This window comes from Sphingomonas sp. P4_D12, from assembly GCF_056401895.1.
Map to the genome: position 1 here is coordinate 13,725 of NZ_JBFUIL010000010.1, position 11,967 is coordinate 25,691.

An 11,967-nucleotide genomic window follows, 5' to 3' on the forward strand; every position below is an offset into this window, starting at 1 on the left:
TTGCAATCGCCCGATTGATCGACTCGGGCTCTTGGCCCATGCGGGCTCGCGATGGCCGATATTAAAGCCCGCCGCCGCGCCAAGGCGCTCCCCTTGCCCGAACAGGTGGCATTGGTGCTTCAGGGCGGTGGTGCGCTCGGCAGCTATCAAGCCGGCGTCATCGAAGGGCTGGAGTCCAATGGCATCGAGCTCGACTGGGTCGCGGGCATTTCGATCGGCGCGGTCAATGCCGCGATCGTCGCGGGCAACCCGCCCGAGCGGCGAGTCGAACGGCTGACCGCATTCTGGGACAAGGTGACGAGTTCGCTGCCGAGCTTCCCGATCTTCCCCGACGACATGGTGCGCGAGGCGTTGCACGAATGGTCGGCGGGCTTTGTGATGCTGGCCGGCGTCCCAGGCTTTTTCTCGCCGCGCGGCCTGGCGCCGGTGATGGCGGCGCCTGGGACCGACGCCGCGCTCAGCTTCTACGACAGCGCGCCGCTCCGCGACACGCTCAACGAGCTGGTCGACTGGGATTTGCTCAACGACGGGCCGGTCAGGCTGTCGGTCGGCGCGGTCGATGTCGAAAGCGGCAATTTCCGTTATTTCGACAATCGCCTCGATCGGATCGACGCGCGCCACATCATGGCCTCGGGCGCGCTGCCGCCGGGGCTTCCTCCGGTCGAGATCGAGGGTCGGCTGTGGTGGGACGGCGGGCTCGTCTCCAATACCCCGCTCAGCCATGTGCTCGATCACCAGGCCGAAGCCCTGCTGGTGTTCCAGGTCGACCTGTTCCCGTCGATCGCGGTGCGGCCGCGAACGATCATGGACGTAATGGCGCGCGAAAAGGAAATCCGCTTCTCGAGCCGCTCGCGCGAAATCTCGACGCAATTGATGCGGCTGCGCAAGGATCGCGAGATCGCGCGGCGCGTGCTCGCCAAACTGCCGCCCGAAATGGGCAACGACCCCGACGTTCGCGCGCTGGCCGAGCGATCGGCCGAATATCCGGTCAATCTGGTCCATCTGATCTATCGCGCCAATGCCTGGGAAGGCGGCGCGCGCGATTTCGAATTCTCGGCGCGGACGATGCGCGAACATTGGCAGGCGGGCAGCGAAGACGTCGCCGCGACGATGGCCAATGCCGAACTGGTCGCCGAGAACATCATCGACGGCAAGACCGCCGCCTTCGACCTCACCCCCCGCTAAGGAGAAGACCCGCATGTTCCTCAAGGGTAAGAGCGCCATCGTCACCGGTTCGACCTCGGGCATCGGACTGGCCTATGCCAAGGCGTTCGCTGCCGAGGGCGCGAGCGTGATGATCAACGGCTTTGGTGACGCTGCCGCGATCGAGAAAGAACGCGCCGCGCTGGAAGCGACGAGCGGGACGAAGGCGCTGTACGATGCCGCCGACATGACCAAGGCCGAGGCGATCGAGGCGATGGTCAAGCGCTGCCATGACGAGCTCGGCGGACCTGACATCATCGTCAACAATGCCGGCATCCAGCATGTCGCGCCGATCGACGAATTCCCGACCGACAAATGGGACGCGATCATCGCCATCAATCTGACCAGCGCGTTCCACATGATGCACGCGTCGATCCCGTACATGAAGGCGGCGAAATGGGGGCGGATCATCTCGACCGCCTCGGCGCACAGCTTGGTCGCCAGCCCCAACAAATCGGCCTATGTCGCCGCCAAGCACGGCATCGCCGGCCTGACCAAGACTGCGGCGCTCGAGGTTGCGACCGACGGGATCACCGTCAATGCGATCTCGCCCGGTTATGTCTGGACGCCGTTGGTCGAGAACCAGATCCCCGATACGATGAAGGCGCGCGGTCTGACGCGCGAGCAGGTGATGAACGACGTCCTGCTCGCCGCTCAGCCGACCAAGGAATTCGTCACGCCCGAGCAAGTCGCGGCGCTCGCGCTGTTCCTGTGCCGCGACGAAGCCAAGTCGATCACCGGTGCCAATATGACCGTCGACGGCGGCTGGACCGCGGCCTGACGTCTTTTCAGCTTGCTGAAACCGACTCTAACGTATCGCCTGCGCAACCATCCCTTCGGTGGTTGGTTGTCTCGGCATGAAAAGGGCGCATTTCGGGGCGCTGATAGGTGCCCTGTTCGTGGTCGCGGTCGCTCCGGCGATGGCGAAAGACGACATACCGGCGGACTGGCGGCGCGTGGCGACGGCGGACGACCGCGTGCGGTTGCGCAATACGCGTCAAGCGTGGCTGGATGCGCTCGCCAAAGCACGCGCGGCGGGCCAGGGTAAGGCGATCGCCGCGCAAGGCGTGTTGTTCGATCCTGATCGAGCTCTGGTAGGTGCCAAGCCACCCGCCGGCGATTATCGCTGCCGCGTCTTCAAGCTCGGCGGACAGCGGCCGGGCAATCGCGACTTCACTGCCTATCCCGCCTTCCGCTGCCGCATCGATCCCGAAGGCGAGATGCTGAGTTTCTACAAGATCGGCGGGTCGCAGCGCCCCGCGGGGCTGGTGTTCGACGACGACCGCTATCGCCAGATATTTCTCGGCACATTATCGCTCGGCGACGAAGAGAATCCGATGGATTATGGCCGCGATGCCAATCGCGACATGGCGGGGATCGTCCAGCGGATCGGGCCGCGGCGTTGGCGGCTGGTGCTGCCCTATCCGCATTTCGAATCTTTGCTCGACGTGGTCGAATTGGTGCCGATCGACTGATCCTCGGCGTGCCGCGGCACGGGTCAGCCCTCCGCACCCGCCGCTGCAGGATTTTGACAAAGAAAATGCCCGCCGAGATCGACCCGGCGGGCATCCTTTCCTCCCCAGGAAAGTCGGAAACCTTACAAGACTGAAGCGCAGACGCTCGTCTCTGAGCGGGCAACTGGCCGAATTTCGTGCGTTGGGCGATATCGCATCGGTCCGTGCCGAGGTCTGGCTGTCGACCGATCGGGCGACATCGTCGGTCGGTATGTAAAGTATTGACAATTGGCCGCCGCCGCCGGATCGCTGCCGCCGGGCAATTCTATTCGGGGACTGGCATGGCCGATCGCAAATTGCTGGCGGGACATGCGGTTCGACGGTTGCGTCGGCGCGCTGGACTGACTCAGGCGGCGATGGCCGAGATGCTCGTCATCTCGCCGAGCTATCTCAATCTCGTCGAGAAGAATCAGCGCCCGCTATCGGCGGCGTTGCTCGTCAAGCTTGCCGAGACATTCGATTTCGATCCGCGCGCGCTGGCGGCGGGCGAGCCTGGCGGCGGCGCGGCGGCGATCCGGCGGCGGCTGGCCGATCCGATGTTCGCCGACCTCGAGATCGACCGTAACGAAGTGGAGGAGTGGTTGGCAGGCGCGCCGGGCGGCGCCGAAGCCTTCGCGCGCGTATTCGATCGGCTGGGACAAGGCGCGGCGACGGGAGAGGCGGGCGGCTCGACCGACGTGATCGCCGAATTGCGCAAGGAGATCGAGCGCTGGCGCGGCCATTATGCCGATCTCGACGCGGCGGCAGAGGCGCTGGCCGACGAGTTGCGCATGGGCGCCGGCGACCTTTACGGCGCGATCGCCGAACGGCTGCGCGTCAAGCACCAGCTCACCATCCGAATCCTGCCGGTCGACGTGATGCCCGATCTGCTGCGGCGGACCGATCTCCATGCCCGCCAGCTGCAAGTGTCCGAGACGCTCGATGCCGCCAGCCGTACTTTCGCCGCGGCCTATCAACTCGGCCAGATCGAGGCGCGATCGATGGTCGAGGCGCTGGTTCAGGGCGCAGCGTTCGCCGACCGGGCGGGCGAGCGACTCTATCGCCGCTATCTCACCAGCTATTTCGCCGCGGCCGTGATGATGCCTTATGCCCGTTTCCTGCGCGCCTGCGAGGCGACCGGCTACGATCTCGAACTGCTGCAGCGGCGCTTCGGCGCGGGCTTCGAGCAGGTCGCGCACCGGCTGACCACGCTCCAGCGCGTGGGCGCGCGCGGGCTGCCCTTCTTCATGGTGCGGATCGACCGCGCCGGTCAGGTCTCGAAGCGCTTTTCGGGCGCGAGCGGTTCGCCGTTGGTCGAGAGCGACCGGCGTTGCCCGCTCTGGCGGGTGCATTCGGCGTTCGATCGGCCGGGCGACCTTGCGGTCCAGCTGGTCGAACTCGAGGACGGCGCGCGCTGGCTGACGCTCTCGCGCACCGTGACGCCGCAGGGCCGCCGTTACGGCGCGGTGCAGGCGGAATTCGCGGTCGGACTCGGCGTCGCGGCGGACGTGGCGGGCGGCATGGCGGCGGCACGGGGAATCGACCTGAAAGGCGAGGCGACCCCGATCGGTCTGGGATGCCGCGCCTGCGCGCGCCCATCCTGCCCGCAACGCAGCGCCGCGCCGGCGGGTCGTGCGTTGCTGGTCAACGAGCGCGAGCGCGGGGTCAGTCCGTTCACCTTTGGCGGCGATTGAGATGGCCGCGGCTGAGATCAGATTGCTCGGGCCCGCCGACTTGCCGCTGATGCGCCAGGTGCTCGGCATGTTCGGCGCGGCGTTCGAGGATCCGGCCGCCTATGACGACGCGCGGCCCGACGACGCCTGGCTCGCGCGCCTGCTCGGCGGAGAGACGTTCGTCGCCCTCGCCGCGATTGCCGAAGGCCAAGTCGTCGGCGGGATGGCGGCCTATGTCCTCGACAAGTTCGAACAGGCGCGACGCGAAGTCTATCTCTACGATCTGGCGGTGGCCGAACCCTGGCGCCGGTGCGGCATCGCGACCGCGTTGATTGGGGAATTGAGGCGCGAAGTGAAAGCGCGCGGCGCTTATGTCATCTTCGTCCAGGCCGACCTGGGCGACGATCCCGCGATTGCCCTCTACTCGGGACTGGGCAGGCGCGAGGACGTGTTGCACTTCGATATCGATCTCGACTGAAGCTTAGCCGCCGGGCCGGTCGGTCATCGCGGCGGCAAGAATATCGTAGAGTTGCCGAGCGGCGGGCTCGAGGATGCGGCCGCCATCATGGATCGACAGGACGAACGGCTCGCCGGTCGGATCGGGAAGTCCCTGCTCGATGCCAAGGACGTGCAGATCGGCCGGGACGCCGACCGGAATGCGCAAGGTCACGCCGAGCCCGGCTTCGACCGCGGCCCACAGGCCGCGCGCGCTCGCGCTGGTCAGCACGACGCGCCACGGGATGCCGGCGGCTTCCAGCAAGGCAAGTGCGCGCTGACGGAAGAAGCAGGGCGCTTCGGTCAGGATGAGCGGCAACGGCTCGCTGCCCGCCGGATCCCAATGCAAACGGCGGGGCGATGGCCCGATCCAGATTGCCTTCAGCGCGGCCAGTGGTCGGGCATCGGCGCGCTCGGTCTGGTTCATGGCGAGCGCGACATCGAGCTCGCCGCGGTCCAGTCGGTCGATCAGCGCACGATTGCGATCGACGATCGTTTCCAGGCGCACGCCCGGATGCGCGCGATTGAATCGCCCGAGCACGTCGGGAAGCCAGGTTTCGGCGAGATCGGGCGGCAGGCCGAAGCGCACCTGTCCCTGCGCCGCCGTGCCCCGGACCGCGATCAGCGCCTCGTCGTTGAGGTCGAGGATGCGACGCGCATAAGCGAGCAGGATTTCACCGGCCGGCGTCGGCGCCAGGCCACGGCCCTGTTTCGCGAACAGCGGCTCGCCGACTTGATCCTCGATCTTGCGGACTTGCTGGCTGACCGCCGATTGCGACCGCCCGACGCGTTCCGCAGCGCGGCCGAAACCGCCCAATTGCTCGGCGAGCACCAGCGTCCGGAGCACGTCCATGTCGAGATTGGGCAATTGCATACTTCAGAATAACTGAAGTGAGGCATAAAAACTATTCGTTTTTGTGGATTGGAGGGCTCGGGTAGCGACGATGAGGAAGGAGACTAAAGATGTTCAGGCTGTTGCCGCCGCCGCGCACGATCGAAGTGGCTGTCGCTGCCGTCCTGATTGGCGGGTCACTCGCCACGGCATCCGCCGCGGATGAGCGCCCGGCGCTGCCCCGCGCGCTGGTCGGTACCTGGTCGCTGGTCGCCGCGGACGTCCGGCATCCCGACGGCAGTATCGGCCGTGACTATGGGGCGGCGCCGCGCGGCAGCATGATGGTGGATGCTGCCGGGCGCTACACGCTGATGATCTACAAGAGCGAACGACCCCGCTTCGCCTCGGGCGACCGAGCCACCGGCACGCCGGAAGAATATCGCGAGACTGCGTTGGGGATGAGCGTGCATTACGGGACGTTGAGCGCGGACGTGAAGGCGCACACGCTGACTTTCGCGATCGAGCAAGCGAGCTTCGCCAATTGGAACGGGACGAGGCAGGTCAGGCAGTACGAGTTGCAGGGCAAGGTATTGCGCTACACCGTTGCCGCGCGCCCCAATGGCGACATCCCGATCTCGGTCTGGCGGAAGGTCGATTAGATTGTAAATTAGATTACATATTATCGGACGATTCTGCGCTCGCAGTCACATCATGACCACTATCGTCCTCGAGACGCTGACGGCGAATCATGTAAATAGCTGTACATAACCTCGCATCACTACAAGCGAGGACGTACCGTGACCTACCAAGATTCGATCGCTGCGACCGGCCAGCTCATCACGAGCCACAACGGCACCTGGGACGGAATCGGCGCCGAGGCAGTAGCGCGGATGCAGATCCAGAACCGGTTCCGCACCGGGCTCGACATCGCCCGCTACACTGCGGCGATCATGCGCCGCGACATGGCGGCGTACGACGCCGACCCGGCCAACTATACCCAGTCGCTCGGCTGCTGGCACGGATTCATCGGCCAGCAGAAGATGATCAGCATCAAGAAGCATTTCGGCTCGACCGAGCGCCGCTATCTCTATCTGTCGGGCTGGATGGTAGCCGCATTGCGTTCGGATTTCGGACCGCTGCCCGACCAGTCGATGCACGAAAAGACCAGCGTTCCCGCGCTGATCGAGGAGCTCTACACCTTCCTGCGTCAGGCCGATGCGCGCGAGCTGGGGATGATGTTCCGTGAGTTGGACAAGGCGCGTGAGGCGGGCGACGAAGTTGCCGAACAGCGGCTGATCCACGCGATCGACAATCACCAGACGCACGTCGTGCCGATCATCGCCGATATCGATGCCGGCTTCGGCAATGCCGAGGCGACCTATCTGCTCGCCAAGAAGATGATCGAGGCCGGTGCTTGCGCGTTGCAGATCGAGAATCAGGTCTCAGACGAAAAGCAATGCGGGCATCAGGACGGCAAGGTCACCGTGCCGCATGAGGACTTCCTCGCGAAGGTCCGCGCCTGCCGCTACGCCTTCCTGGAGCTCGGTGTCGAGGACGGGATCATCGTCACGCGCACCGACTCATTGGGGGCGGGGCTGACCAAGCAGATCGCGATCAGCCACACGCCGGGCGATCTCGGCGACCAATACAATTCGTTCCTCGATTGCGAGGAGATTGCGATCGGCGACCTCAAGGCTGGCGACGTCGTGATCGAGCGCGACGGGAAGCTGGTCCGTCCCAAGCGGCTGAAGTCGAACCTATATCAGTTCCGCGATGGGACCGGTGCCGATCGCTGCGTGATGGACTGCATCGCTTCGCTGCAGAACGGTGCCGACCTGTTGTGGATCGAAACCGAGAAGCCGCATATCGAGCAGATCGCCTCGATGGTCGACCGCATCCGCGAAGTCGTGCCCAACGCCAAGCTGGTCTACAACAATTCACCCAGCTTCAACTGGACGCTCAATTTCCGCCAGCAAGTCTATGACGCCTGGGTCGAAGCGGGCCGCGACGTCTCGGCCTATGATCGCGCGAAGCTGATGAGCGTGGATTACGACGCGACCGATCTGGCAGCCGAGGCCGATGAGCGGATCCGCACCTTCCAGGCGGATGCCGCGAAGCGAGCGGGGATTTTCCACCACCTGATCACCTTGCCGACCTATCACACCGCTGCTCTGTCGACCGACAATCTGGCCAGGGAATATTTCGGCGAGGCCGGCATGCTGGGCTACGTCAAGTACGTCCAGCGCCAGGAAATCCGTCAGGGCATCGCCGCGGTGAAGCACCAGAACATGTCGGGCAGCGACCTGGGCGACGATCACAAGGAGTATTTCGCAGGAGAGGCGGCGCTCAAGGCGGGCGGCGCGCACAATACGATGAACCAATTCGCGGCGTGATCGAGCGGGATAGCGCAGGCTATCCCGCGCTAGCGCTCGCGCCCGGCCGGCGGGGCCACAGCCCCGACTGACGACGCGGCTTTGCCGCGGCGTTACCGGCAACAATATAATCGCGGCCTGGCCGCGACGTTCGCCGCGTCAGCCCCCGCATGCGGCGAACCAGGGACGGCCCGGAGGAAGTAGCCCCTCCGGGCCGTTTCGTTTTTTAAAGAGAGACCGGAAGGGCAAGGCGACACCGCGCCGACTTACGCCGCGCCGTCGCGGAAGCGATCGAGCCATTGCGCCCTGAGCGCAGCCGGCCGCACCGGATAACGTTCCTCCAGGACATCCGCCGCGACGATACGGTCGAGCCGGAAAGATCGAAAATCCTCGCGCAGCTCGCACCAGGCGGCAAGCAGCCGCGCGGCGTCGAGATAGCCGATCGCGACTGGCCAGACGATACGCTCGCTGACCCGGTCCTGCTCGTCGCGATAGGTGAGGCGGATCTTGCTGCCGCTGCGGATGGCGGTGCGCAATCGGCTGGCATCGACGCTGTCCGGCGCGATCCGCCAGCCCGGCGCGGTGCGCGCCACGGCATCGGTGATCAGCGGGACCATGTCGTTCGGCACGACCGCGGCTATCTTGGCGAGCAGGTCGCGGGCGGCGCGCGCCAAGGCGGGATCGCCATGCCCTTCGACCCATTGCGCGCCCAGCGCGGCAGCCTCTGCCTCTTCGGATGTCAGCATCAGCGGCGGAAGGTCATAGCCGTCGTCGAGTACATAGCCGATCCCGGCTTCCCCGCGCACCGGCACGCGCTGGCCCATCAACGCGGCGATATCGCGATAGACCGAGCGTTTCGAGGTCTCGAGCTCGATGGCGATCGCCTCGGCAGTGATCGGCCGCCGCTCGCGGCGGAGGATCTGGACGATCTGGAACAGGCGGTCGGCGCGTCGCATTTCCGCTCTTTAGCTGCACGATGCTGACAGCATGGTGGCAGCAGGGTGGCAGTAAGTCGATTCCTGTGAACGACAGGAGATCAGGGATGTTGAAGACCTATCACGGTAGTTGCCATTGCGGCGCGGTGCGTTTCGAGGCGGATATCGATCTCGCCGCGGGCACCGGGAAATGCAATTGCTCGATCTGCACCAAGCGCCGCTCCTGGGGTGCATTGCTCAAGCCCGACCAGTTCCGGCTGCTGTCGGGCGCCGACAATCTGTCCGACTATCAGTTCGGGACGAAATCCGGCCATCACCGCTTCTGCAAGACCTGCGGCGTCGCGTCGTTCGGCGATGGTTATGTCGAGGCGATCGGCGGCGATTACGTATCGGTCAACGTCAATTGCCTCGACGACGTCAGCGATCAGGACCTGGCGGAGGCGCCAGTCAATTTCGCCAACGGGCGCGACAATGCCTGGTGGGAACCGCCGGCCGTTACGTCCCACCTGTGATCTTTATTCGCGCGCCAGCAAGGCCCGTGTGGTCCGGGCGACGACGGGTTCGGTCTGACCAAGAATTACGCCGCGACGCGCAGCCAAATCGCGGTTGCGTCGTCGCCTTGCTTGAAGCGCGGCCAGCGCATGCATTCGGAGTCCTCGGCCTCTGCGGCGCGGAGTTGCGCGGCAATGCCGGATAGCCCGCCATCGGCGAGCAGGTCGGGCAGCGCCGTTTGTTCGATCAGGCGATAGAGATCGGTGACGGCAGCAAAGCCGTCGCTCATCAGCAGCAATTCGTCACCGGCTACACAAGGCTGGCTCGAATAATAGATGTGCTCGGCACCCGCCGGATCGACCCCGAGCACCAGGCGATCGGGTCGGCTGCGCGCCGTCCGCAGTACGTCGAGCACCGGCGCTGCGCGCTTGACCGATCCCAGGCCGTGATGCGCGACGCTACGGGCGAGATCGGTTTCGTCGTCGCGGATATCGCGCTGCGGCCCGATCCGGGTTGCCTGGCCATCGCGGATCAGCAGGGCCGCGCAATCGCCGAGCCAGGCGCAATCGATCACATTCTCTCCAATCGAAACCGCGAGGAACGAGGCTGAAGGCAGCTCCCAGCTTTCAGGTGTGCGGGTGCGTTGCTCGGCAAAAGCCGCGGCGACGCGCTCGAACACGGTGCGGCACGTTTGCTCGATCGATCCGTCCTCCGGGGCGGCGGCGAAGGCGCGGTCCGCCTCTGCCGCGATCCACGCCGCGCCGCCGCGATTGCCGAGCAGCCCCGGTTCGCCGAGATCGGTCGCGCCGTCGATCACCCAGGCACAAGCGTGGCCCGCGCCGGCGCGGTCGTCATTCGCCTTGGAGGAATCGCCGGCGATCGACAGCGACTGGATCAGGTCGAGATGCATGCTCGCCGCTTCGCTTTGGAGGAGTCAGGCGCCGGCGGCGTCGAGCTTGTCGAGTTGGTCCGCGCTGAGCGTCAGGTCCATCGCCGGGAGCAATTCCTCGAGTTGCTTCACGCTGGTCGCGCTGGCGATCGGCGCGGTGACGCCGGGTTGCGCGGCGAGCCAGGCCAACGCGATCTGCGCCAATGTCGCGCCGGTTTCCGCCGCCACCTCATCCATCGCCTTCAGAACCGCGGGGCCCTTGCCCTCGAGATAGGCGGTCATCCGCCCGCCGCGCACGCTCTTGCCGAGATCGTCGGCCGAGCGATATTTGCCGGTCAGGAAGCCCGAGGCGAGGCCGTAATAAGGCAGCAGGCCGATATTATATTCGACGCAATAATCCTGCAGTTCGCCTTCGAACTTGTGCCGGCTGACCAGATTGTATTCGGGCTGCAGCACCTGAAAATGCGGCAGACCGGCGGCGCGCGCGACGTCGTTGGCCGACTTGAGCCGCGCGGCGTGGAAATTGGACGCGCCCAGTACCGCCACCTTGCCCGCCGCGACCAGCTTGGCGAACGCCTCCATATACGCTTCCTGCGGCGTCGCTTCGTCGTCCTGGTGGGCATAATAGAGCGCGATCTGCTCGACTCCGAGCCGCTGAAGCGACGCGTCGCACGCCTCCGCGATCCGCGCCGGCGCGAGCTTCTCGCCCGCCGCGCTCGGCAACATGCCGACCTTGGTGGCGACGCCGATCTTCTTGCCGCTCGACTTGATCCACTCGCCGATCACGTTTTCCGATTCGCCGCCTTTGTGGCCCGGCACCCAAGCCGAATAGACGTCCGCTGTGTCGACCAGCGTGCCGCCGGCATCGACGAAGGCGTCGAGCACGGCGAAGCTGGTCGCCTTGTCCGCGGTCCAGCCGAACACGTTACCGCCGAGGCAGAGCTTGGGCGTATGCAGATGGCTGGCGCCGAGACGGCGAAGATCGGTCATTGCGCGTTTCCTTGGTCGGACGGCGTTGGATCGGATGGCTGGGCCGGCACGGCAGTGTTGGCGTCGAGCATCGCCGCGGCGTCATTCAACGCGCGCTGGTCGTCGGCCGATACGCCGCCGGTATCGTCACGGCTCGAGCACGCCACCATGCCCATCATGAGGGCGAGGCCGGCGAAAGCGACGCGAGCGCGCATCAATCCTCGATCTCGTTGCCGGCATCCTTCAGCGCCTGACCGGCATCCTTCTTCGCGTCCTTGGTCGCCTTGTCCATCTTGTTCGATGCGGCATCCATGTGGTTCTCGGCGGCGCCCAGCGCCGAATCGACCGCGGCGTCGGTGGTGTTGACCGCACGCGCCATCGTCGCATTGGCGTCACCGGCCATGGTGTTGGCCGCTTGCGCCGCTTCGTTCTGCGCCTTTTGGCTGCACGCGGCGATGCCGAGCATGGCGACGATCGCGAGCGACACGGCGAGTGTCTTGGGAGCCTTGGTCATCTATACTCTCCTGCGGAATTGATCGAAAACACCGCTACCGCCGCCCCGTTCCGCGCGCAACGCGTTGACGGCATATAAAGATATCTTTATATCTCTATCT

The 11,967-nt window shown here is 65.5% G+C and carries 14 protein-coding genes; 8 read left to right on the forward strand and 6 right to left on the reverse strand.

The window, feature by feature from the left end; genetic code table 11:
• The first annotated feature begins 51 nt into the window (after nt 1-51).
• The 5 genes from AC1DSD_RS18110 to AC1DSD_RS18130 all read left to right on the forward strand — a co-directional run bounded on the left by AC1DSD_RS18110 (nt 52) and on the right by AC1DSD_RS18130 (nt 4,847).
• Nucleotides 52-1,185 carry a patatin-like phospholipase family protein gene (locus AC1DSD_RS18110; RefSeq protein ID WP_478032054.1) on the forward strand — a complete coding sequence of 378 codons (1,134 nt, stop codon included), beginning with the start codon at nt 52-54 and terminating at the stop codon, nt 1,183-1,185.
• 13 nt (nt 1,186-1,198) lie between these two features.
• Complete coding sequence (locus AC1DSD_RS18115) at nt 1,199-1,984, forward strand: 3-hydroxybutyrate dehydrogenase (RefSeq protein ID WP_478032055.1); 786 nt, start codon at nt 1,199-1,201, stop codon at nt 1,982-1,984.
• Nucleotides 1,985-2,060: 76 nt separating this feature from the next.
• The gene (locus tag AC1DSD_RS18120) at nt 2,061-2,678 is read left to right on the forward strand and encodes a DUF4893 domain-containing protein (RefSeq protein ID WP_478032057.1); all 618 of its coding nucleotides are present in this window, start codon (nt 2,061-2,063) and stop codon (nt 2,676-2,678) included.
• Between the two features lie 320 nt (nt 2,679-2,998).
• On the forward strand, nt 2,999-4,390 hold the full coding sequence (locus AC1DSD_RS18125; RefSeq protein WP_478032059.1) for a helix-turn-helix domain-containing protein: 1,392 nt from the start codon (nt 2,999-3,001) through the stop codon (nt 4,388-4,390).
• 1 nt (nt 4,391) lies between these two features.
• A complete protein-coding gene (locus AC1DSD_RS18130; RefSeq protein WP_478032061.1) occupies nt 4,392-4,847 on the forward strand; it encodes an AAC(3)-I family aminoglycoside N-acetyltransferase in 456 nt (151 codons plus the stop codon).
• Between the two features lie 3 nt (nt 4,848-4,850).
• On the opposite strand, the gene AC1DSD_RS18135 is transcribed toward AC1DSD_RS18130, so the two are convergent.
• Nucleotides 4,851-5,738: a LysR substrate-binding domain-containing protein gene (locus tag AC1DSD_RS18135; protein ID WP_478032062.1), complete on the reverse strand. Its 888-nt coding sequence runs from the start codon at nt 5,736-5,738 to the stop codon at nt 4,851-4,853.
• A gap of 89 nt (nt 5,739-5,827) precedes the next feature.
• Between AC1DSD_RS18135 and AC1DSD_RS18140 the strand changes: the two genes are divergently transcribed.
• Nucleotides 5,828-6,355 (forward strand): lipocalin-like domain-containing protein, encoded by a 528-nt coding sequence (locus tag AC1DSD_RS18140; RefSeq protein ID WP_478032063.1) that lies wholly within the window; start codon nt 5,828-5,830, stop codon nt 6,353-6,355.
• Nucleotides 6,356-6,493: 138 nt separating this feature from the next.
• Nucleotides 6,494-8,089 (forward strand): isocitrate lyase, encoded by a 1,596-nt coding sequence (locus AC1DSD_RS18145; protein ID WP_478032065.1) that lies wholly within the window; start codon nt 6,494-6,496, stop codon nt 8,087-8,089.
• A gap of 245 nt (nt 8,090-8,334) precedes the next feature.
• Here AC1DSD_RS18145 and AC1DSD_RS18150 read toward each other — a convergent pair whose 3' ends face one another.
• Complete coding sequence (locus AC1DSD_RS18150) at nt 8,335-9,024, reverse strand: helix-turn-helix transcriptional regulator (protein WP_478032066.1); 690 nt, start codon at nt 9,022-9,024, stop codon at nt 8,335-8,337.
• A gap of 86 nt (nt 9,025-9,110) precedes the next feature.
• Here AC1DSD_RS18150 and AC1DSD_RS18155 point away from each other — a divergent pair, with 86 nt between their 5' ends.
• Entirely contained in the window at nt 9,111-9,515 is a 405-nt protein-coding gene (locus AC1DSD_RS18155) for a GFA family protein (RefSeq protein ID WP_478032068.1), read from the forward strand.
• A gap of 65 nt (nt 9,516-9,580) precedes the next feature.
• Here AC1DSD_RS18155 and AC1DSD_RS18160 read toward each other — a convergent pair whose 3' ends face one another.
• From AC1DSD_RS18160 to AC1DSD_RS18175, 4 genes are read right to left on the reverse strand one after another with little or no spacing between them, the layout of a single operon-like run.
• Entirely contained in the window at nt 9,581-10,405 is an 825-nt protein-coding gene (locus AC1DSD_RS18160) for a protein phosphatase 2C domain-containing protein (RefSeq protein WP_478032070.1), read from the reverse strand.
• A 24-nt stretch (nt 10,406-10,429) separates the two neighbouring features.
• Nucleotides 10,430-11,374, reverse strand: coding sequence for an aldo/keto reductase (locus tag AC1DSD_RS18165; protein ID WP_478032071.1), 945 nt, complete (start codon nt 11,372-11,374; stop codon nt 10,430-10,432).
• Nucleotides 11,371-11,568 (reverse strand): hypothetical protein, encoded by a 198-nt coding sequence (locus AC1DSD_RS18170; protein ID WP_478032073.1) that lies wholly within the window; start codon nt 11,566-11,568, stop codon nt 11,371-11,373. Before AC1DSD_RS18170 ends, AC1DSD_RS18165 begins: the two co-directional genes overlap by 4 nt.
• Complete coding sequence (locus tag AC1DSD_RS18175) at nt 11,568-11,867, reverse strand: hypothetical protein (protein ID WP_478032074.1); 300 nt, start codon at nt 11,865-11,867, stop codon at nt 11,568-11,570. The genes AC1DSD_RS18170 and AC1DSD_RS18175 overlap by 1 nt, the downstream gene beginning before the upstream one ends.
• Nucleotides 11,868-11,967: the final 100 nt, after the last annotated feature.